At 71.7% G+C, this 22003-nt stretch carries 16 protein-coding genes; 6 read left to right on the top strand and 10 right to left on the bottom strand.

Translation table 11 applies throughout. From position 1 onward, the window contains the following. Window positions 1–127: 127 nt before the first annotated feature. The 3 genes from ACIQFZ_RS01835 to ACIQFZ_RS01825 form a co-directional block, all read right to left on the bottom strand. A complete protein-coding gene (locus tag ACIQFZ_RS01835; protein ID WP_365774097.1) occupies window positions 128–1756 on the bottom strand; it encodes an ABC transporter substrate-binding protein in 1629 nt (542 codons plus the stop codon). Window positions 1757–2360: 604 nt separating this feature from the next. Continuing rightward, window positions 2361–4268, bottom strand: a complete 1908-nt coding sequence (gene typA, locus ACIQFZ_RS01830; RefSeq protein WP_365434341.1) for a translational GTPase TypA — start codon at window positions 4266–4268, stop codon at window positions 2361–2363. 269 nt (window positions 4269–4537) lie between these two features. Then, window positions 4538–6802, bottom strand: a complete 2265-nt coding sequence (locus ACIQFZ_RS01825) for an ABC transporter family substrate-binding protein (RefSeq protein ID WP_402690391.1) — start codon at window positions 6800–6802, stop codon at window positions 4538–4540. 329 nt (window positions 6803–7131) lie between these two features. Here ACIQFZ_RS01825 and ACIQFZ_RS01820 point away from each other — a divergent pair, with 329 nt between their 5' ends. The 4 genes from ACIQFZ_RS01820 (at window position 7132) to ACIQFZ_RS01805 (ending at window position 11097) form a co-directional block, all read left to right on the top strand. Then, window positions 7132–7419: a hypothetical protein gene (locus ACIQFZ_RS01820; RefSeq protein ID WP_361413207.1), complete on the top strand. Its 288-nt coding sequence runs from the start codon at window positions 7132–7134 to the stop codon at window positions 7417–7419. Window positions 7420–7500: 81 nt separating this feature from the next. Continuing rightward, the gene (locus ACIQFZ_RS01815; protein ID WP_365774094.1) at window positions 7501–8337 is read left to right on the top strand and encodes a hypothetical protein; all 837 of its coding nucleotides are present in this window, start codon (window positions 7501–7503) and stop codon (window positions 8335–8337) included. Window positions 8338–8362: 25 nt separating this feature from the next. After that, a complete protein-coding gene (locus tag ACIQFZ_RS01810; RefSeq protein WP_402690390.1) occupies window positions 8363–10330 on the top strand; it encodes a fumarate reductase/succinate dehydrogenase flavoprotein subunit in 1968 nt (655 codons plus the stop codon). Further along, the gene (locus tag ACIQFZ_RS01805; protein WP_365417884.1) at window positions 10327–11097 is read left to right on the top strand and encodes a succinate dehydrogenase/fumarate reductase iron-sulfur subunit; all 771 of its coding nucleotides are present in this window, start codon (window positions 10327–10329) and stop codon (window positions 11095–11097) included. The genes ACIQFZ_RS01810 and ACIQFZ_RS01805 overlap by 4 nt, the downstream gene beginning before the upstream one ends. Before the next feature lie 6 nt (window positions 11098–11103). On the opposite strand, the gene ACIQFZ_RS01800 is transcribed toward ACIQFZ_RS01805, so the two are convergent. Together ACIQFZ_RS01800 and ACIQFZ_RS01795 are read right to left on the bottom strand one after the other, a co-directional pair. Continuing rightward, the gene (locus ACIQFZ_RS01800) at window positions 11104–11427 is read right to left on the bottom strand and encodes a hypothetical protein (RefSeq protein WP_383058168.1); all 324 of its coding nucleotides are present in this window, start codon (window positions 11425–11427) and stop codon (window positions 11104–11106) included. A gap of 28 nt (window positions 11428–11455) precedes the next feature. Then, window positions 11456–12592 (bottom strand): hypothetical protein, encoded by a 1137-nt coding sequence (locus ACIQFZ_RS01795; RefSeq protein WP_402690455.1) that lies wholly within the window; start codon window positions 12590–12592, stop codon window positions 11456–11458. A gap of 436 nt (window positions 12593–13028) precedes the next feature. Between ACIQFZ_RS01795 and ACIQFZ_RS01790 the strand changes: the two genes are divergently transcribed. Continuing rightward, the gene (locus tag ACIQFZ_RS01790; protein ID WP_402690389.1) at window positions 13029–14801 is read left to right on the top strand and encodes a hypothetical protein; all 1773 of its coding nucleotides are present in this window, start codon (window positions 13029–13031) and stop codon (window positions 14799–14801) included. 21 nt (window positions 14802–14822) lie between these two features. On the opposite strand, the gene ACIQFZ_RS01785 is transcribed toward ACIQFZ_RS01790, so the two are convergent. From ACIQFZ_RS01785 to ACIQFZ_RS01765, 5 genes are all read right to left on the bottom strand, one after another. After that, window positions 14823–17435: a SpoIIE family protein phosphatase gene (locus ACIQFZ_RS01785; RefSeq protein ID WP_365774086.1), complete on the bottom strand. Its 2613-nt coding sequence runs from the start codon at window positions 17433–17435 to the stop codon at window positions 14823–14825. A 274-nt stretch (window positions 17436–17709) separates the two neighbouring features. Further along, complete coding sequence (locus tag ACIQFZ_RS01780; RefSeq protein ID WP_365417896.1) at window positions 17710–18174, bottom strand: ATP-binding protein; 465 nt, start codon at window positions 18172–18174, stop codon at window positions 17710–17712. Between the two features lie 119 nt (window positions 18175–18293). Further along, the gene (locus tag ACIQFZ_RS01775; RefSeq protein WP_365774085.1) at window positions 18294–18722 is read right to left on the bottom strand and encodes a (deoxy)nucleoside triphosphate pyrophosphohydrolase; all 429 of its coding nucleotides are present in this window, start codon (window positions 18720–18722) and stop codon (window positions 18294–18296) included. A gap of 42 nt (window positions 18723–18764) precedes the next feature. Further along, window positions 18765–18959: an SPOR domain-containing protein gene (locus tag ACIQFZ_RS01770; protein WP_365417900.1), complete on the bottom strand. Its 195-nt coding sequence runs from the start codon at window positions 18957–18959 to the stop codon at window positions 18765–18767. A 418-nt stretch (window positions 18960–19377) separates the two neighbouring features. Further along, on the bottom strand, window positions 19378–20130 hold the full coding sequence (locus tag ACIQFZ_RS01765) for a GntR family transcriptional regulator (protein ID WP_365417901.1): 753 nt from the start codon (window positions 20128–20130) through the stop codon (window positions 19378–19380). Between the two features lie 268 nt (window positions 20131–20398). Between ACIQFZ_RS01765 and ACIQFZ_RS01760 the strand changes: the two genes are divergently transcribed. After that, window positions 20399–21505 carry a pyridoxal-phosphate dependent enzyme gene (locus tag ACIQFZ_RS01760; RefSeq protein ID WP_402690388.1) on the top strand — a complete coding sequence of 369 codons (1107 nt, stop codon included), beginning with the start codon at window positions 20399–20401 and terminating at the stop codon, window positions 21503–21505. Window positions 21506–22003 lie beyond the last annotated feature (498 nt).

Raw genomic sequence — 22003 nt, 5'->3', positions numbered from 1 at the left:
ACAGCGGCAGCCGACGAGGCCCCTTCCGCACGCACCGCAGGACGGTACGTGCGGAAAGGGCCCCCCAGCCGCTGCCGTTCCCCGGGGCGCGGTACTCCGCGCCCCGGGACGAACGGGCTGTTTGTGGTTACTTCTTGACCTGAACGCCAGTCAGGATCGGGTCACCCTGCTGGTCGTACTGGACTCCGCTGACCTTCTCCGAGTAGCCGGCGTTGACCTTGTAGTACCAGAGCGGGATGGACGGCATGTAGTTCACCAGGCTCTTCTCGAGCTCCTGGTACTTCTTCTCCGACTCCTCCAGGGAGCTCGCGCTGTCGGCAGCGGCGATGTCCTTGTCGACGGTCTTGTTGGAGAAGCCACCCTGGTTGCCGTCCGACTTGGTGCCGAAGAGGTCACGCAGGAAGTTGGCGTTGAACGGGTAGTCCAGCACCCAGCCCGAGCGGTACAGCGACTTGACCTGCTTGTTCTGGCGCGCGTTCAGGTCGGCCTGGAAGTCGGCCTTGGAGTCGCCCACGCACTTCACACCGGTGGCGTTGGTGATGGAGTTGCAGACCGCCTCCACCCACTCCTTGTGGCCGCCGTCGGCGTTGTACTGGATGGAGATGGCGTTGCCCGGAACGCCACCGCCCTCCTTGATGAGCTCCTTGGCCTTGGCCGGGTCGTACTTGGTGACGTCGCCGGCGGCGTTCGGCTGGTAGCCCATAACGCCCTTGGCGACCCAGCCGGTGGCGGGCTCACGCGTGCCCTGGAGCACGGTCTTGGTGATGGTGTCGCGGTCGATCGCCATCGACAGGCCCTGGATGACCTTGGGGTCGATGTCCTTCCACTGCTTGGTGTAGTAGGCGACGGCGATGCTCTGGATCGCCGAGTAGGCCTGGTCCACCGCGCGGTCGCCGAGGTCCTGCTTGTAGACCGGCAGGTCCTTCGGCGCGACCTGGCGCAGCACGTCGACGTTGCCGGACTTCAGGTCCTCGTAGGCGGTCTCGAGGTTGCTGTAGTTCTTGAAGATCACACCGCCGTTCTTGGCGGCGTTGGGGCCCTTGTAGTCGTCGTACTTGGCAACTTCGATCTGCTTCTTGTGCTGCCAGCTGACGAACTTGTACGGGCCGTTGCCGATCGGGTGCTCGCCCGCGGCCTGCGGGTCCTTGTAGAAGGACTCCGGCAGCGGGTTGAAGACCTCGTAGCCGAGCTTGTACACGTAGTACGGGATCGGCTTGGTCAGCGTGATCGTGAAGGTGGTGTCGTCGACGACCTTCAGGCCGGACATCTTGTCGGCCTTGGGCTTGCCCTTGGCCGGCGCGACGTCGTCGTAGCCCTGGATGTCGGAGAACCAGAAGCTGTTGGTCTGCTTGTTCGCCGGGTTCGCCGCCCAGTTCCAGGCCTTGACGTAGGACGTCGCGGTCACCGGGCTGCCGTCGTGGAACTTCCAGTCGGGCTTCAGCTTGACCGTGAAGGTCTTGTTGTCCGAGGAGTCGATCGACTGGGCATTGACGTAGACGGTCTTGCCGCTCTGGTCGTAGTCGACGAGCCCGGAGAACAGCGACTTGATGACAATGCTGCCGTTGGACTCCATGGTGTTCGCCGGCTGCAGCGGGTTCTGAGGCTCACCGACCTCGACCGAGAACTTGCCGCTCGGGTCGATCGCGGCCTTGTCGCCGCTGCCCTTGTTGCCGCCGCCACCGCCGCCACAGGCCGTCGCGCCAAGCGCCACAACCGCGGCCATCGCAACCCACTTGGCGCTCTTGGCACCACGCATGGGGCTCCTCCTCATGAGTCCATTGGTTCATCGCATAGAGGGACACATGACGCATCACCGTTACCGGTGCCTGAAATCGTCAGGTGCCCCCCGCGCCCGCAAGTCGTCGCCGGCTGCAGCGCGTGACCCGTTTGATCCGAGCTCTACGCGCCTAACTATCTGCCATCCGAACGGGAACGAACCACACCTTCAAGGTTTCGGTTCGATCACACCTGGCGTCTACTTCTCCCAAAATCCGGACAAAGGGTTTCGTGAAAGATCGCAGCGAAACGGACTTGTTACACAACTATCGGGCTTCGCTGTCCGGATAGCGGACAAGGGAGAGGGAAAACCGGTTGCGCCGACCGGTGGTTGAGCCCAGGCCGGTACCAGCGATGCCGTCTCACGGGCCGCGCGAGGACGGCCGAGCCGCGGATTCCGGCCATGGCGACACCGGCGAAGCTCCCACAGGCGGGGCTCGGAGGCCAGATCTGACGCCCCGTCATAGGGAAAACCCTGTACCGGCCCGCCGGTCGCCGACCGGCGGGAAACAGGCGCCCACCCGCGTACCGCCGGGTGGGCGCCTGGGACCGAGGACGGGCCGGGGAGCGGCCCCGGCCGTTCCTCAGCTGTGCTTGGCGCGGCTGGCGGCGCGGGCGCGGTCGCGCTGGTCGAGGACGACCTTGCGGATGCGAACCGCCTCCGGGGTCACCTCGACGCACTCGTCGTCGCGGCAGAACTCCAGCGACTGCTCCAGGGAGAGCTTGCGCGGCGGGACGATCGCCTCGAACGAGTCGGCCGACGACGACCGCATGTTGGTGAGCTTCTTCTCCTTGGTGATGTTGACGTCCATGTCGTCGGAGCGGGAGTTCTCACCGACGATCATGCCCTCGTACACCTCGGTGCCCGGATCCACGAAGAGCACGCCGCGCTCCTGGAGGTTCGTCATCGCGAACGCGGTGACGGCACCGGAACGGTCGGCGACCAGGGATCCGTTGTTGCGGGTCTGCAGCGTGCCGAACCAGGGCTCGTGACCCTCGTGGATCGAGTGGCCGATGCCCGTGCCGCGGGTCTGGGTCAGGAACTCGGTACGGAAGCCGATCAGGCCCCGGGAAGGCACGACGAACTCCATGCGGACCCAGCCGGAACCGTGGTTGGACATGTTGTCCATCCGGCCCTTGCGCACGCCCATGAGCTGCGTGACGGCGCCCATGTGCTCCTCGGGCACGTCGATCGTCATGCGCTCGACCGGCTCGTGAACCTTGCCGTCGACCTCCTTGGTGACCACCTGCGGCTTGCCGATGGTCAGCTCGAAGCCCTCGCGGCGCATCTGCTCGACCAGGATGGCCAGCGCCAGCTCGCCGCGGCCCTGCACCTCCCAGGCGTCCGGGCGCTCGGTGTCCAGGACGCGCAGCGAGACGTTACCGATCAGCTCGCGCTCCAGGCGGTCCTTGACCTGGCGGGCGGTGACCTTGCGGTCCTTCACGGCCGTCTTCGCGTCGGCGCCCTTGCCGGTGCCGCCGCGGCCGACCAGCGGGGAGGTGTTGGTGCCGATGGTCATGGAGATCGCCGGCTCGTCGACCGTGATCAGCGGCAGCGGGACGGGGTTCTCGGTGTCCGCGAGGGTCTCGCCGATCATGATGTCCGGGATGCCCGCGACGGCGCAGATGTCACCGGGGCCGGCCTTCTCGGCGGGCTTGCGGGTGAGCGCCTCGGTCATCATCAGCTCGGAGATCCGCACGTTCTGCACGGAGCCGTCGCGCTTGATCCACGCGACCGTCTGGCCCTTGCGCAGCTCGCCCTGCTCGACGCGCAGCAGCGCGATACGGCCGAGGAAGTTGTCCGCGTCGAGGTTGGTGACGTGCGCCTGGAGGGGGGCGGCCTCGTCGTAGACGGGGGCCGGGATGTGCTGGAGGATCGTGGAGAAGAACGGCTCCAGGCTGGTGGAGTCGGAGGGGACCGTGCCGTCCTCCGGCTTGGTCAGCGAGGCGATGCCGTCCCGGCCGCACGCGTAGACGATCGGGAACTCGATCTGGTCCTCGTCGGCGTCCAGGTCCAGGAACAGGTCGTAGGCCTCGTTGACGACCTCGTCGATCCGGGCGTCGGGCCGGTCCGTCTTGTTGATGCAGAGGATCACGGGCAGCCGGGCCTGGAGGGCCTTGCGCAGCACGAAGCGGGTCTGCGGCAGCGGGCCCTCGGAGGCGTCGACGAGCAGGACGACGCCGTCGACCATCGACAGGCCGCGCTCGACCTCGCCGCCGAAGTCGGCGTGGCCGGGGGTGTCGATGATGTTGATCGTGATGGGCTCCCCGCCGTCCTTGGGGTGGTACTTCACCGCCGTGTTCTTGGCGAGGATCGTGATGCCCTTCTCACGCTCCAGGTCGTTCGAGTCCATCATGCGTTCGTCGACCTGGTCGAGCTGGTGCGCGGCGAAGGCGCCGGCCTGCTTCAGCATGGCGTCGACGATGGTGGTCTTGCCGTGGTCGACGTGGGCGACGATGGCGACGTTGCGGATGTCGTGGCGCGTGGCCATAGTGAGGCGTACTCCCGAAGTGTGCGGACGACCTGCGCGTACGTCGGTGTTACGCGGGCCCTGCCGGGCGGGACACGCCACGGCCTCAACCCATGGTACGGGCCGCCGGGGTGCGCCCGAAAAAAAGGGCGGGGCAAGCGCCCGCCAAAACGCGGAGTGTGTCCGCGCGATCACACGTCAGGCTTCTACCGAAAAGGGCGGCGACCCCCGGGGCCGACGGGCCCTCGGAGGTCGCCTGACCGCGGCTTTCCGGCCGTGGCCTGCCGGTCTCAGCCCTTCGGCGACGCGCCGCCCGACGGCTTCGCCCCCTTCTTCAGGAAGCCCATGTCCTCGTAGACGGGGGTCTGGAAACCGAAGGCCCCGACGTTCACGAGGTTCTTGCGGACGACCGTCAGCTGGGGACGCTGGTAGAGGGGGATCGAGCCGGCCGCCGCCCAGATGCGGGCGTCGGCCTTGCGCAGCAGGCCGGCCTGCTCGCCCTCGTCCAGGGTGGTGATGGCCTGGTCGAAGAGCTGGTCGACCTGGTCGGTGCCGACGCGGGTGTAGTTCTGCTGAACGTTCAGGGAGCCGTCGGCGGCCGGTGCGGGCTTGGCGTAGATGGGGCGGGCGTCGGTGGCCGGCCAGGCGGAGGCGGGCCAGGAGTACAGCGCGAGGTCGAACTGCCCGGAGGCGATGTGGTCCCGGAAGTAGCTCTCGTCGGGGACCCTGGTGATCTCCGTGCCGACGCCGACCTTCTTGAGCATGGCGGTGACCCGGTCGGCCACCTTGCGCAGCGTGTCCGAGCCGGGGCCGGAGGGAACCACGAAGCGCAGCGTGAGCGGCTTGCCGTCCTTGGCCAGCGGCCCGGCGGCGGCACCGGGCCGCGGCGCAGCGGTGCCCTTGGGGGCGTAGGCGCCGGGCGCGCTGCCCTGCTTGAGGTGGTCGTTCGTGTACTGCTTGCCGTCCTGGGCGAGTTGCGTGGCGCCCTCGTCGCCCGGCCCGCGCTGCTCCTGCTGGTCCTTGTGGTCCCGCTCCTGCTCGCTCGGACCGGGCGCCTTGCCGTCCTCCACGTGGTCGTTCTGGCCGACGATGTACGTCCCGTCGCCCCCGGCGGAGTTCTGTGAGCCGTGGCCCTCGCCGCCGGCCGCCTTGTCGGGCTTCTCGGATTTCTCGGGCTTCTCGGGCTTCTTGGGGTCCTTCTGCTCCTTGACCGGGCCGGGCACCCAGCCGGCGTCCGCGAGCAGGTCCCGCGCCTGGGCGGCGTCCTGGCCGCCGAGGGCGTCGCTGCTGTCGGCGTAGGCGTCCTGGCCGGACACGGCGAGGTGGCTGCCGACCGGGACCGAGGGCAGGCCGAGCGGCTTCAGGACGATCTCGGCGAGTTCCTTGCGGTCCAGCGCGTGCGCCACCGCGCGGCGGACGCGCTCGTCGGCCAGGGGGCCCGCGGAGCCGTTGAGGGCGAGCTGGGTGTACGCGGGCTCCAGCGACTTGCGCACCTGGAAGTCGCGCAGCACCTGCTGCTGCCGCAGGTATGTGGTGAGCGACGTGCGCTCCGCCGCCAGGGCGCGGCGCTCGCGGTCGGCGGCCTTGTCGTCGGAGCCGTGCAGCACCGCCCAGGAGAGCAGCGCCCTGGCGGCGGTGCGACCGCCGGCCGAGCCATGGAGGGGGCTGCCGCCCCGGGCGCCGGCGGACGTGATCCGCGGGACGTCGGCGGGGTCGATGTCGGCCACGTCCACGGAACCCTCGGCGAGGGCGGCGGCCCGCTTGTCGCGCGGCACCTCGTGCAGCACGATCTCGGACAGCTTGACCTGACGGCCCCACCAGCGCGGGTTGCGGCCGAGGACGACGTCCTTGGTCTTGGTGTCGATCTTCTGCACGGCGAACGGTCCGGCGCTGACCGCCAGCTTCCTGCGGGCGCCGTCGTTGAAGGCGTTCGCGGTGCCCATGACGTCCTTGGGGTACAGCGGCGAGAACAGCGACCGCCAGTCGGCGTAGGGGCGGGCGAAGGTGACCCGGACCTCCAGGTCGTTGGCGCCGCGCTCGATCTTCTCGATGCGGTCGTACCCGGCGTTGCGGGCGGTCCAGTACGCCGAGTTCTTGCCGGACAGGGCGCGCCACTGGGCGGCGAAGTCGGCGGCGCCGATCTCGCGGCCGTCGCTCCAGACGGCCTGCTGGTTGAGCCGGTAGACGACGACCTGCTTGGGCTCGGTCTCGACCACCCGGGCGGAGTCCAGGTAGTCGGCGTCGGGCTGCGGGTGGCCGTTCGCGTCGAGCCGGAACATGGCGGGCAGTACCGCCTGGGCGATGCGGGTGGTGCCGGCGTCGGCGTCCGCCTGGAAGACGTTCAGTGTCTGAGGCATCGCGTCCACCGCCCAGCGCAGCCTGCCTCCGTCGGCGATCTGCTTGCGGGCTGCGGGCGCGATGTCCTGGGCGGCCAGCGGCTTGCTGCCCTCGTCGTCCGAGCCGCAGCCGGCGAGGAGGGGCACCGCGAGGGCGCCCGCGGTCAGGAAGGCGGCCGAGCGCATGACCGCGCGCGGACGGACACCGTCGTAGGACATCTGTGCTACCTCCGTGGAGCCGCTCCCGCCGGTGGCACGGGTGGGGTTTGATCGCATTTGGCGGTATTTTGGTGTTCATCAGATCTACGGCCCACTGAAGAGGAAAGGGTTCGTCAGCCGGAGGCGACACGGCGGAGCGGGTCCGGAAGGTCACCCGTTCGGCGCAGGTGGTCCCCGGCGCAGACAGAGCGCGTGCGGGCGTGCGTGTGGGATGTGCAATCCGCCAATCGCGGCACATCCCTTCCCACCGACAGGTGTGACGCGCAACACTCGCAGGCGCATGAACGTTGCCGCCTAGGGCTGTACGCCCGTGGAAGCGAGGTCACGTCATGTCCGTGCACGACGACCTGACATCGGTCCAGCGAGCCCTCGACGACCTGCTGCGGTCGGTGGGCCGACTGGAGCAGCAGCTCGGTGGCGGGCTGGAGATACGCCGCGTGCGTACCGACGCCGACCACCTGCGGGAGAGCGTCGCCCTGCTGCGCGAGGCCTCCCAGGGCCAGGCCGCCCCCCAGCGGCCCTCGCTCGTCACCATCTCCGACGCTCCCTACGACGTCTCCCTGTGGACGGACTCGGACGACGAGGGACTCGGAGCCCGCGACCGCCACGCCCCCTGAACCGACCGCGCATGACCCGAAGGGGCTCGACACCGGCTCCAGTGCCCCGGAGGCGAGCCCGACAGGAAGGTGCGTCCCGCATTGGCCACAGGTACGGAACCTCCCGACACACAACCCCATCCGCTCGGCGGCGGTGTCCGCTCCCCCGGGCGGGCCGCGATCGCCGCCCGGCATCTGCGGACCGACCGCTGGTGGCTGGCGCCCGCCGCCACCGCAGCCGGACTGTTCGCGTTCGTCGTGTACTCGACCTGGCGGGCTTTCGCGAACGCGCACTACTACGCGGCGCCGTACGTCTCGCCGTTCTACTCGCCGTGCCTGGCGCAGAACTGCCGGACCATGCACGCGGGACCCAACGCCGACCTGTTCGGCAGCTGGTGGGCGATCTCCCCGGCGATCATCATCCTGATCTTCCCGCTGGGCTTCCGGCTGACCTGCTACTACTACCGCAAGGCGTACTACCGGGGCTTCTGGGCGTCCCCGCCGGCCTGCGCGGTCGCCGAGCCGCACCGGAAGTACACCGGTGAGACCCGCTTCCCGCTGATCCTGCAGAACGTCCACCGGTACTTCTTCTACGCGGCGATCCTGGTCGCCGGCGTGCTGACCTACGACACCGTGCTGGCCTTCCGCGACCAGCACTACCGCTGGGGCCACATGGGCCTCGGCACCGTGGTCTTCCTGGTCAACATCCTGCTGATCTGGGCGTACACGGTCTCCTGCCACTCCTGCCGGCACATCGTGGGCGGGAAGCTCAAGCATTTCTCGAAGCATCCGGTGCGCTACCGCCTCTGGCAGTTCGTGAGCCGGCTGAACGCCCGCCACATGCAGCTGGCCTGGGCCTCGCTGTTCAGCGTGGCGCTCGCCGACTTCTACGTGTATCTGGTCGCCTCCGGCGTCTTCGACGATCCGCGGTTCTTCTGATGAGTACGACGAGTGGGGCCTTGTGATGTCCGTGGTGGACCGGCAGGAGTGGGACGTCGTCGTGGTCGGCGCGGGCGGCGCCGGGCTGCGGGCCGCGATCGAGGCGCGCGAGCGCGGGGCGCGTACCGCGGTGATCTGCAAGTCGCTGTTCGGCAAGGCGCACACGGTGATGGCCGAGGGCGGCATCGCGGCGGCCATGGCCAACGTCAACGAGCACGACAACTGGCAGGTCCACTTCCGCGACACCATGCGCGGCGGCAAGTTCCTCAACCAGTGGCGGATGGCCGAGCTGCACGCGCAGGAGGCGCCGCAGCGGGTGTGGGAGCTGGAGACCTGGGGCGCCCTGTTCGACCGTACGAAGGACGGCCGGATCTCGCAGCGCAACTTCGGCGGGCACGAGTACCCGCGCCTGGCGCACGTCGGCGACCGTACGGGCCTGGAGCTGATCCGGACGCTCCAGCAGAAGATCGTCTCGTTGCAGCAGGAGGACAAGAGGGAGACCGGGGACTACGAGTCCCGTCTGAAGGTCTTCCAGGAGTGCACGGTGACGAGGATCCTCAAGACCGCGCCTGACAGCGGCTCCGCCACGGGCGACCGTGTCTGCGGGGTCTTCGCCTACGATCGCGAGTCCGGCCGCTTCTTCGTGCTGGAGGCGCCCTCGGTCGTCATCGCGACCGGCGGCATCGGCAAGTCGTTCAAGGTGACGTCCAACTCGTGGGAGTACACCGGCGACGGGCACGCGCTCGCGCTGCTCGCCGGGGCGCCGCTGCTGAACATGGAGTTCGTGCAGTTCCATCCGACGGGCATGGTCTGGCCGCCGTCGGTGAAGGGCATCCTCGTCACCGAGTCGGTCCGCGGCGACGGCGGGGTGCTGCGCAACTCCGAGGACAAGCGGTTCATGTTCGACTACATCCCCGACGTCTTCAAGGAGAAGTACGCCGAGTCGGAGGACGAGGCGGACCGCTGGTACGAGGACCCGGACCACAACCGGCGCCCGCCGGAGCTGCTGCCCCGGGACGAGGTCGCCCGCGCGATCAACTCCGAGGTCAAGGCGGGCCGCGGCTCACCGCACGGCGGGGTGTTCCTCGACGTGTCGACACGGATGCCGGCCGAGGCCGTCCGGCGCCGGCTGCCCTCGATGTACCACCAGTTCAAGGAACTGGCCGACGTCGACATCACGGCGGAGCCGATGGAGGTCGGGCCGACCTGCCACTACGTCATGGGCGGCATCGCGGTCGACTCCGACACGGCGGCGGCCCGCGGGGTGCCGGGGCTGTTCGCGGCCGGTGAGGTCGCGGGCGGCATGCACGGCTCCAACCGGCTCGGCGGCAACTCGCTGTCCGACCTGCTGGTGTTCGGGCGCCGGGCCGGGTGGCACGCGGCCGAGTACGCGCAGGGGGCGGCGCGCGAACGCCCGGCCGTGGACGGCGCCCAGGTGGACGCGGCGGCCGCGGAGGCGCTGCGGCCGTTCTCGGCGGAGGGCTCCCAGGGCGGGGCACCCGCGGACGGGCCACCGGAGAACCCGTACACCCTGCACCAGGAACTCCAGCAGACCATGAACGACCTGGTCGGCATCATCCGCCGCGAGGGCGAGATGGAGCAGGCGCTGAAGAAGCTCGCCGAGCTGCGGGTGCGGGCGCGGCGGGCCGGGGTCGAGGGGCACCGGCAGTTCAACCCGGGCTGGCACCTCGCGCTGGACCTGCGGAACATGCTGCTGGTCAGCGAGTGCGTGGCGCGGGCCGCGCTGGAGCGCACGGAGTCGCGCGGCGGGCACACCCGCGAGGACTGCCCGTCGATGGAGCGCGCATGGCGCCGGATCAACCTGCTGTGCCGGCTGACCGACCCTACGGGCGGGCTGGCCGCTACGGACCCCGTGCGCGGCCAGATCGCCCTCTCCCGGGAGACCACCGAACCCATCCGCCCCGACCTGCTCGCCCTCTTCGAGAAGGAGGAGCTGGTCAAGTACCTCACCGAAGAGGAGCTGTACGAGTGAGCAGCTATGAGGCCCGCTTCAAGGTGTGGCGGGGTGACGCTCGGGACGGGGGCCTGGAGGACTTCGCGGTCGAGGTCAACGACGGCGAGGTGGTCCTGGACATCATCCACCGGATCCAGGCCACCCAGGCGCCGGACCTCGCGGTGCGCTGGAACTGCAAGGCGGGCAAGTGCGGTTCGTGCTCCGCGGAGATCAACGGGCGGCCCCGGCTGATGTGCATGACCCGCATGTCGGTCTTCGAGCCCGAGGAGACGATCACCGTCGCACCGCTGCGGACCTTCCCGGTCGTGCGTGACCTGGTGACGGACGTCGGCTACAACTACGCCAAGGCGCGCGAGGTCCCGGCCTTCGTCCCGCCGGCCGGTCTCGGTCCGGGCGAGTACCGCATGTTCCAGGAGGACGTGGACCGGCCGCAGGAGTTCCGCAAGTGCATCGAGTGCTTCCTGTGCCAGGACGTGTGCCATGTCGTACGCGACCACGAGGACAACAAGCGGGCGTACGCGGGCCCCCGCTTCCTGATGCGCGTCGCCGAACTCGACATGCACCCGCTGGACGCCGCCGCGGACTCGGGCCTGGACCGCAAACGTGCGGCCCAGGACGACCACGGCCTGGGCTACTGCAACATCACCAAGTGCTGCACGGAGGTCTGCCCCGAGGGCATCAAGATCACCGACAACGCGCTGATCCCCCTGAAGGAACGGGCGGTTGACCGCAAGTACGACCCGCTGGTGTGGCTGGGCTCGAAGATCGGGCGGCGGTCGTCCTAGGTCCCGTCACAGGGGCTGGTTCAGGGAGTCCGTGCGAGCGGGTCGCTGGGACAGGGACTGAAGGAACACGCCCAGGAAGAACACGGCCATGCCGACGAGCGCGACGTTGAAGTGAGCGGCCGGCCTGCTGCTCAGCGGGCCGAGGGACAGGAACGCGCCCATGCCGGCGGCGGCGGTCAGTGAGCCGTACCCCCACAGCTTGGGCCGCAAGACCTTTTTCCGGCCGATCGGCGCCACCCATCCGGTCGTGATCCCCAGGATCCCGATCACCACCAGCCCCATCACGGCCACGACGGCCAGCGCGGTCGTCGCCATCGCCATCCAGTACATACCGATCACCCTCCCACCAACACCATGATCATGAAAGGCGCAGCCAGCCTTCCCGGTACGCGGTCCAGTCGTCCTCCGTGGCGGCGAAGTCGACGTACAGGGCGACGCCGAAGCGCTCGCGGCCGGCGTCCGTGCGGGAGAGGCCGAGGCGGACGCCGCGGACGGCGGCGGGGACCGTCTCGGCGGAGGCGCGGTGGCCGAAGCGGTTGTCGTGGAAGAACGGCAGGCCCATCAGCAGGTCGGTCGTGGGCGGGGTGACCTCCAGGGCGAGGGAGGTCTGCTGGGCGACGTAGCCGCCGTACAGGCTCGGCAGCGGCTGCATGGTGTCGTACGACATCAGGGCGATCTGGTCGACGCGGCGGGCGACCTGGGCGAAGTACGCCTGCGACCACCACTTGGGGTGGTTGGTGAGCGTGCCCCACAGGGAGTGGAAGGCGGGCAGCGGGTCGATCTGGTGGGCGGCGACGGACAGGGGGACGCCGTGGGCTCGGGTGACGGCGCGCAGGTCGTCGAGCAGGTCGAGGTAGTCGCGGTCGCCGGAGTGCAGCGGCTCCAGGTCGAAGTGGGCGCCGTCGAAACCGGCCGCCAGGATCTCGCGGGTGGAGGTGGCCACGGCCGCGCGCGTCTCGGCCCGCTCCAGCCGCATCCCGTCCGGGCTCTCGGTGGCCAGCTCGTCGCCGAGCCAGGCCTGCACACGGACGCCGGGCAGCGCGCGGTGCACGGCAGGTATCAGCCAACGGGCCCTGGGATAGGACGACTTGGGAAGCATGCCGTCGTGTTCGAGCGGCCCCGCGTGCACATACAGGTCACGGATCCCGGTGCCACGCAGCCGCCGGGCGAGGGCGGCGACATCGGCGTCCTTCTTCCGCCCGTCCACCCAGGCGTGACCCAGCCAGATCGCGTCCTGGCCCCTGGTGTACGTCCCGTCGGCGGGGTCGCCCGTGTAGTTCACCCGCAGGGCGGTCTCGGCGGCGAGCAGCGGCAACACCAGCAGCAGAACGACACCGAGGGCGACACGACGAACCCAACGCAGCCCACGGCGCCGCCGGGGCGGCGGACTGGCGCGCCCCTGGCCGGGGTCGGAGGGCGTCGTGTCCGCGGTACGTTGCGCGCCGGCGGCCTCTTGGCCGGCGGTGGTGCCGTCCGTGCCGGACGCGTGCGCCATACCGGTGGTGGCGTCCGCACCAGTCGCGCTTCCCGCGCGGGTGCTGTCGTCCTTGCCGGTCGCGCTTTCCGTGCCTGGGGCCTCCTGCCCGTCGGCAGTGTCGCCCGTACCGGTCGCGCCCTCCCCGCCGGTGATCCCGACCCTCCCGCTCGCGCTGTCCGCGCCGGGGCTGTCGAGCGTGCCACTGCTGCCACCCGTACCGGTCGCGCTCCCCGGGTCGGACGCCGGCTCCGCGCCAGCGGTCTTCCGACCGCCGGTGATGTCGTCCGTACCGGACGTGTCTTCCCCGCCGGTCCCGCTTCCCGTGTCGGGCGTTTCTTGTCTGCCGGTGGTGTTCTTCATGCTGGTGTCCCCTCCCGCGTTGCCGTGTCCCGTCGGCCCCACCAGTGCCGCGGCCCGGTCGCGTGGCCGCTCGGGCGGTCATACGCTCCCGAATGTGACGGCATCGGTGTTCCGGGCGGCCCGGCCGCGGGGCGCGACCCGCCGCCTGCCGGGGCGGGTGGCGCACACCGTGCTGTGTGGCGCGGCGGGCCTCGTGTGGCTGGTGCTTCCGGGGATGACGATCAACAGCGGCGCCGCGGTTGCGCTCCCCCAGACCCGTCCGGTGGCCGCCACCGCCGCGCCGCGACAGGACGAGACGTCGCCGGGCTATCTCGCCCTGCCGCTCGTGGCGGTGGGCGCGGCGGGGGCGCTCGCCGGATACGGGTACGTCCGGCGGACCCGGCGGGCCAGGACCCGTACGACCCCCGGTGGCGGTCCCGCCCCGCCCTCCGCGCCGCGGCGGTCGCCGCCGCCGTCCGACGAACTCGGCGGCAGGTCCGCGGAGTTGATCGCTCTGGCGGACGACTGGGTGCGCACCAGCCGGGAGGAACTCGGCTTCGCCGAGGCGCGGTTCGGCGCGGCGGCCGTCGAGCCGTTCGCACGGGCGGTGCGGGAGGCGGAGGCGGAGCTCGCCGCCGCCTGCCGGATGCGGGAGCGGTACGACCACAGGGTCCCCGCGGACGCGGCCGCCCGGCGGCAGGCGCTGGCCGGCGTGGTCGGGCGCTGCGAGGAGGCGGGGCGGCTGCTGGACGCGGAGGCCGCCGCGTTCGACGAACTGCGCGGCCTGGAGCGGGGACCGGGTGAGGCGCTGGAGGTCGCCGAGGCGCGGTTCCGGAAGTTGGCGGGGCGCACGGGGACCGCCGCCTCGACCGTCGCCGGGCTCCGCGAACGGTACGGGCCGGCGGCCGTCGCATCCGTCACGGGCCACGTGGAGCAGGCCAAGGACCGGCTGCTGCTGGCCACCTCCCGGCTGAACCGGGCCCACCAGTCGGCAGACTCGGGGAACTCCCGGGCCGCCGCCTGTCACCTGCGCGTGGCCGAGGGCGCGGTCGCCCAGATCGCGGTGTTCGTGCACGGCGTCGAGCAGCTGGCCGAGGACCTGTCGACCGCCGAGCGACTCGTACCGGCGGCGCTCAGCGGCGCGGAGGCGGACCTCGAGGCGATCCGGCGAGCGGCCGAGTCCGCCGCCGCGCAACTGACCGGCGGCCCGGACCGCGCCACCGCGCCCCTCCCGGGCTCCCCGAAGTCCGCCAAGTCCCGCAAGCCCGCGCAGCGTACGGGCGACGGCCCGGCTCCGGAAACGGCCACCGCCTCCGACGAGGCACCCGCCCTCGTGCCGGGCACGTCCTCGGCGGCCGTCCCCGTCGACGTCGCCGCCGGTGAGCTGCGCGCCCGCGTCACGCACGCCGACCTGGAGCTGGCCCACGTACGCGTACACGCCGAGCCGGCCGCGGGACCGTACGACCCGCTGGACGCACTGCGGCGGATCGTACGGGCGACCGCGCCGGTCGGAACCCGGCGGGCCGGTGTCCTGTCGGCCGCCGAGGAACTCGTCGCGCGCAGCGCCATCGCCGCCGCCGACGACTTCGTCGGCACGCACCGGGCCGCGGTCGGCGCCACGGCCCGCATCCGGCTGGCGGAGGCGCTGCGCCTCCTCCCGACCGACCCGCAGACCGCCGACACCCTGGCCCGCCAGGCCCGCGACCTCGCGGAACAGGACGTACGCCTGCACGGCAACCCGTACACCGCCACCACCGACCCGTCCGCCGGCGCCACCGGAGCGGTGCTCGGCGGCATCCTCCTGGCCGAGGATCCCGACGGCGGTCCGCCCGCCTGCTACGGCGGCCCGCGGACGCGGGGGCGGCGCCGTCCGGGACCGGCGGCGTAGGCCGCTGGCCGGGCGGGGCGGTCAGAACAGGCTCAGCAGCGCCTCCGCCGGGTCGGTCAGGACGTTCTCCCCGTCGGGCAGGGGCAGTTCGAACCAGACCGTCTTTCCGCGGGGGGTGCGGCGGGATCCCCAGGCGGCGCTGAGCAGGCCCACGAGCTGGAGGCCGCGGCCGCCCTCGTCGGTGTCGCGGGCGCGGCGGCGGCGCGGCTGGACGAGGCCGGAGTCCCACACCTCGCAGACCAGGGTGCGGTCGAGCAGGAGGCGGAGCCTGATCTCGCCCTCGCCGTAGCGCAGGGCGTTGGTGACGAGCTCGCTGACGAGGAGTTCGGTGGTGTCGATCAGCGGTTCGAGGTCCCAGGCGGTCAGCTGGGCGCGGGCGTACTCGCGGGCGCGACCGACGCTGCGGGGTTCGCGCGGCAGGGCCCAGTCGCCGACGGACTCGGTGGGCAGGCCCTGGACGCGGGCCATCAGCAGCGCGATGTCGTCCTCTCCGTGGTGGGAGCCGAGCGTGTTGAGGATGTGGTCGCAGACGTCCTCCAGGGGGCGGGAGGGGTCCGTGAGGGCACCGACGAAGGCCTGGAGGCCCTCGTCCAGAGGGTGGTCGCGGGATTCGACCAGGCCGTCCGTGTAGAGGGCCAGCAGGGCGCCCTCGGGGAGTTCGACCTCCACCTCCTCGAAGGGTTCGCCGCCGACGCCGAGGGGCATGCCGGGCGGCACGTCCAGCATCAGCGCGGACTCGCCGGGTTCGACGAGCACCGGCGGCAGATGGCCGGCGTTGGCGAAGGTGCACCGTCGGGTGACCGCGTCGTAGACGGCGTAGATGCAGGTCGCCAGGTACACCTCGGAGAGGTCGGCCTCGCGGGGGCGGCGGGCGGCCCGGGTGGCCTGCTGGACACCGCCGGGCGCGCCGAGGCCGCGGGCGATCTCGTCCAACTGGGAGAGCACCTCGGCCGGTTCCAGGTCGAGCAGGGCCAGCGTGCGTACGGCCGTGCGCAGTTCGCCCATGGCGACGGCGGCGCGCAGCCCGCGGCCCATGACGTCGCCGACGACCAGCGCGGTGCGGTGGCCGGGGAGTTCGATGACGTCGAACCAGTCGCCGCCGACCTCGCTGGGCCGGCCGGTGGCGGCGCTGCCGGGCAGGTAGCGGCACGCGATGTCGAGGCCGGAGGCCTCCGGGTCGCCGGGCGGGAGCAGGGACCGCTGCAGTATCAGGGCGCGTTCGTGCTCGCGCCGGTACAGGCGGGCGTTGTCGATGCAGACAGCGGCGCGCGCGGCGAGTTCGACGGCGAGATCGCGGTCGCGCTGGCCGAACGGCTCGCTGCCCTTGGTCCGGGCGAACTGCGCGAGTCCCACCACCGTGTCGTGGGCGACCATCGGCACGGCCAGCGTGGTCTGCACGAGGCCGCCGTCCTCACCGGGCACGGTCGTCGGGCGGGCGGTGCGCAGGGCGTCCGCGCGGGGCGAGTTGAACGGGTAGTGGTGCACGGCGCCGAGTTCGACGGGGGCGCCGGCGCCGCCGAACGGCGCGCCGGAGACCGCGCTGGCGAAGGCGACGCGGCGCAGTTCGGCGCTGCCGTCGGCGAGGCCGGGCGGGGTCTCGTCGCCGGCCAGCAGGCCCTGGTAGAGGTCGACGGTCGCCAGGTCGCAGAAGCCGGGGACCACGACGTCGAGGAGTTCGCGCGCGGTGGTCTCCAGGTCGAGGGAGTTGCCGATGCGGGCGCCGGCCTCGTTGAGGAGGGCGAGGTTGCGCCGCGCGGCGGCGGCCTCGCGGGCGGCGTCGCGGCGGGCGGTGATGTCGGTCCCGAGCCAGGCGATGCCGATGGTGCGGCCGCTGCCGCTGTGCACGCGGTAGAGGTTGACGGACCAGTGGCGGCGCTCGTCGGTTCCCGGCACGAAGCCGGAGACGTGCATGTCCGTGATGGACTGCCCGTTCTCCAGCACCCGGCGCAGGGTGGCGGTGACCCGCTCGGCCTCGCCGCGCGGCAGGTAGTCGTGCACGCCCCTGCCGCGGTGGTCCTCCGGCGAGCCGCCGAAGATGGAGGCGAACCGCTCGTTGGCGCGACGGACCTTGAGGTCGGTGTCGATCAGCAGGAAACCGAACGGGGATTGGCCGAAAATCGCCTGCGAGGCGGCGAGGTCGGTCTCGATCCGCCGCAGGGTGCGGACGTCGACGACGGTGCACACGGCGGCCCTGTCGCCCTCCACCGTGGTCGTCGGCATCACGTAGACCTCGGCGAGCCCCTCCTCACCGCGCCGGCCGTCCTCGTCGTCCGGGATCCGGAAGGGGACCACGCCGGTCCACTCCCGCCCGTCGAGGATCTCGGCCATCTTGCGCTGGCCGTGCTCGCGCAGGTCGGGGTCGATGAACGCCTCGATGGGGTCCATCCCGACGGCGCGTTCGGCGGGGATGCCGAAGAGCCGCTCGGCGCGCAGGCTCCACTGGTCGACGTGTCCGTCGGGGCCGATGGAGAAGGAGGCCACCTTGATGTAGTCGTACATCGAGCCGGGCGGGCTGCTCTGCCACATCGCGTCCCCGGACGGCGCCCCGTCGGCTGCACCGCCGCCCGCGGACCCCACCCTCGCGCCGTCCGACGGGTCCTCGGACTCCGTGGCCTTCGCTGGTATCTCGCTCACGCGAACCGTCCCCTCCAGCTCACCGCGTCCGGCACCGGTCACCGGGGGCGGCTGCCCGCAGTATCCAGCACTACGGCGCCGCACAACACGGTGTTCACGATCACAGGACCATCCCGATGCTTTCCGGTCCGGGCCTGCCACAACACCATCAGTCTTCTAACCAGGCAGGACCGGGTCGAATCCCGTTCGCGGACAACCGTCGCAGGCCGCTGCCGACCGGTGTGCGGTGGGGGCTCCGCGGCGGGCTTCGCGCACGGCCCGTCCACCGCCCCGCTCACCCTGGGACAGCCAGTTCGAACCAGACCGTCTTGCCGGTGTCGTCCGGCCGGGTGCCCCAGCGGCGGGAGGTGGAGGCGACCAGTTGCAGGCCGCGGCCGGACTCGTCGTCCGGGCGGGCCGGACGCTCGCGAGGCGGCTCGGGCAGCGGGTCGGAGACCTCGACCAGGAGCACGTTGGGCAGGTCCGCGGGGCGCAGCAGCCGAACGCCGATGGGACCGGTCGCGTACCGCAGGGAGTTGGTGACCAGTTCGCTCACCAGCAGGGCCGCGGTGTCGCCGAGCGCGTCGAGGTCCCAGCTGCGCAGCTTGCCGCGGACGGCGGCGCGGGCCGTGCGCACCGCGCCGGGATCCGCGGGAAAGGTCCACTCGGCGGTGTCGCCATCGGTGTCGATCACGCCGTTCACTTCCCAGGCACGCCGATCACTTCGCAGGCCGGCGCGCCCACCCATGTCCGGTCTCATAGGACTAAGGGGGACATACCCGGCACCCAGGGGGCAGTACCGCTCGCGACGGTGCGGTGTGGCACGAACGGCGCACCCGGGCCGTGCGCCCTGGACTTTGACGGAGCACACGATGACTCTCACGCCCCTGGGGCGCCGTCCGCCGGGCCGGCTCCGAGGTGGGTGAGGGTCTGCCGCACGGCGGGCACGTCCTGGTCCAGCCAGGGGACGCTCCAGATCTCGGCCGGGGTGAGCCAGCGCAGGTCGTCGTGGTCCTGGAGGGGCTTGGGCTCGGCGGAGCCGGGGCGCAGCCGCGCGGTCCACACCTGGAGTTCGTACGGCGGTCGCAGGGGCCAGCTGCCCGGAACACGCTCGACGGCCTCGCTCTCGATGCCGAGTTCCTCGCGCAACTCGCGTACGACGGCGGCCTCGGGCCGCTCACCGGGCTCGACCTTGCCGCCGGGCAGTTCCCAGCGGCCGGCCAGCTCGGCGGGCGCGCTGCGGCGCGCGGCGAGCAGGCGGCCGCCGTCGAGCAGGGCGGCACCGACCACCACGATCCGTTCGCTCATGCGCCGGAGCCTACGGGAGCGGGCCGGCATCCGGCGAAGGGGTCAGCCCTCGCCGCTCGCACCGCCGGCGCTCTGCTCGATCCGCTCGACCCAGTACAGCTGGGTGTCCGGACCGTCGAGGCTTTCCGCGATCTTCTGGGCCTCGGCGCGGGTGGCGTACCTGCCCACGCTGTACCGATTGCCGTTGTCGTCCTGCCGGACGACGAGCCAGGGAAGGGTGATCGTGCTGTCGTTCATCGCGCCCCCACTGCTCCTTCCCGCCCCTGTGCGTCCGGCTCCCGGCCCCCGCCGCGTCCCGCCCGTTGAGGAAACCGCACTCCGCATATGCCTGACCCTACGCCCAACCTTCACGCAGCGAATACGGCTTTTCACAAAGAGGTAGGCAACCGGCCAGTACGGGAATCGGCCGCCCGGGGCGCACGGAGACGAACGCGCCGTGCGAGGGCCTCTGTACATCCGCTCGGAGGCATGCGGCAGCCGCGGTGGCGACCTGCGAGAACGGCCGGAATACGGCGCCCGGGCGGGGCGGCACGGGCAGAGGGGCGAGGAGGGCCGGGCGCCGAGGGGGCGCACACCACCCCCGGGGAATCACCGCTTCCGTGCCTGGCGCCCGCCCCGCCGCGCCTCCTGTCGCACGGTCCTTACCGCGCGGCTCCTACCTCACCGGCAAGTGGTACGCCACCCGGTAGCGGTCGGCGGGGATCACGACGTCGGCCGTCTCCACGGGGCGGCCGGAGGCGTAGAAGGTGCGCTGGACGACGACCACGACATGGCCGGGGACACCGCCGAGGGCGTGCAGTTCCTCGGCAAGGCCCGGGCGGGCGCCGACCTCCTCGGTGACGTTGTCGACGATGACGTCGATGGCGCGCATGCGCTCGACCACGCCCATGCCGCCGAGCGGGCCCTCCTCGGGGAGCATGACGGGGGTGCGGCCGGTGAGCGCGAGCGGCTCCCAGGAGGTGGAGAGCATCATCGCCTCGCCGGCGTTCCGGAACACGTACTTGGTGCGCATCACGCGGTCGCCGGGCTTGATGCCGAGCCGCTCGGCGATGGCGCCGCTCGCCTCGGCCTGCGTGCTGCTCGACTCCCAGGTGCCGCGCACCTCGGCGTCGGCCTGCTCCTGCCGGAACGGCGTGGCCCCGCCGGCCAGACGGAAGCCGGAACGGGCGACCCGGCGCGGCACGGGCCGCTCGCGCACATACGTCCCCGAGCCGGAGCGGCCCTCGACCAGCCCCTCGGCCATCAGCACCTTGCGGGCCTCGAGCGCGACCGTGTCCGAGACGCCGTACTCCTCGCGGATTCTGGCCTGTGAGGGCAGCCGGGTGTGCGGGGGCAGCAGACCGTCGACGATCTTCTTGCGGAGATCATCCGCGACGCGCAGGTACGCCGGCTGCTCACCGAAAGTCACTGGCCGCTCCCATCAAGTTGTACAGACAGCAACAGCGTGGCAACCGCGGGTTGTACTTGCAAGCAGAGGCCAGAGAATCACTCGAAGTGATGACTTGCGGGGAGCGAAGGCATGCCCAGGCGCTTTCTCCCCGCTACGGCCGCCGTCACACCTCCGCGTGGCCGAAAACGGAAGCGCCGGGGGTGCGGAGGCGAGGCCGAGTGTGACGGACGTGCCGTGCGGGAGTCATGACGGGGTGTCGGCGAACCTCGCCCCTTAACCTGCGTGCATGACACCTCTGCCGGACCGCTACTGCCCCACCGACGGCGTCCGCGTGCCCGGTGACTCCCTCGCCTGGCGCTGCCCGACCTGCCACGGCCCGCTCGATCTCGACTTCTCCCCCACCCCGGCGTCCCTGAAGTCCCTCACCGGGAGGGTGAACTCCCTGTGGCGGTACGCGGAGACGCTGCCGATGCCGGCGCCCACGTTGTCCCTCGGCGAGGGCCGCACCCCCCTGGTGCAGCTGACGGACGAGGTCTCGGCGAAGCTGGACTTCCTGATGCCGACGCTGTCGTTCAAGGACCGGGGCGCGGTGCTGCTGGCCGAACTGGCGCTGCGTGCCGACCCGCGCCAGGTGGTCGCCGACAGCAGCGGCAACGCGGGCACGGCGATCGCCGCGTACTGCGCCCGCGCGCGCCTGCCGTGCACGGTGTACGTCCCGCTCGGCACGTCCGCGAAGAAGCTGGAGCAGATCGAGGCGCACGGCGCCCGCCTGGAGGTGGTCGACGGCAACCGCGAGGCGGCGGGCAGGGCCGCGCAGCGCGCCGCGGACGAGCCGGACATCTTCTACGCCTCGCACGTCTTCAACCCGTACTTCCTGCACGGCACCAAGACCTACGTGCACGAGTTGTGGGAGGACCTCGGCGGGCGCCTGCCGGAGGTCCTGGTCCTGCCGGTGGGCAACGGCACGCTGCTGCTGGGCGCGGCGCTGGCGATCGCCGAGCTGTTCGGGGCCGGCCTGTTGGACCGGCGCCCGGCGCTGTGGGCGGTGCAGGCAGCGGCGGTAGCCCCGCTCGCCCGCGCCTGGGAGGAGGGCGCGGAGGAACTCACCGGCACGACCCCCGTGGCTCCCACCCACGCCGAGGGCATCGCCGTCCCCCACCCGGCCCGGGCCCGCCAGATCCTGCGGGCGGTACGGGCCTCGGGCGGCACCTTCCTGACCGTGACGGAGGACCGCATCCGCCACGCCCAGCTCGACCTGGCCTCCCGCGGCCTGTACGTCGAGTCGACGGGCGCGGTCTGCTGGGCGGCGATCCGCGAAGGCGCCCTCGGCGGGAAGTCGGCGGTGGTCCCCCTGTGCGGCGCGGGCCTGAAGTCGGGCCTGGCCCGACCGTAACCCCGGCTGAACCCGGCCTGCCTGGTCCGGCCCGGTCCGGCTGGGGTCCGGGGCGGCCCGGTGCCGTGTCCGGCCCTGTCCGGCCCGGTGCGTATCCGGCCCGGTCCGGCTGGGTCCGGTCCAGCTCGATCCGACTCGATCCGACGCGATGCCGTGTCCAGGCCGGCCCTGCTCGGTGCCATGCCCGGCTCGGCCCCGCGCGGTGCCGTGTCCGACTCGGCCCGGCATGGTTCGGCGCCGTGCCATGTCCGGCACGGGTCCGGCGAGGTGCGGTGCCCTGTCCGGCCCGGTCCGGAACGGTGCCATGTCCGGCCGGGCCCAGAGCTGGCCCTGCCCGCGCCTGCCCTGCTCGATGCCATGTCCGGCTCGGCCCGGCATGGTTCGGCGCCGTGCCATGTCCAGCACGGGTCCGGCGAGGTGCGGTGCCCTGTCCGGCCCGGTCCGGAACGGTGCCATGTCCGGCCGGGCCCAGAGCTGGCCCTGCCCGCGCCTGCCCTG

This window comes from Streptomyces sp. NPDC093064 (genome assembly GCF_044754605.1).
Taxonomy (GTDB): Bacteria; Actinomycetota; Actinomycetes; order Streptomycetales; family Streptomycetaceae; genus Streptomyces.
Note: the sequence above shows the minus strand (reverse complement) of the source record. Positions and strands in the feature narration are given on the sequence as shown.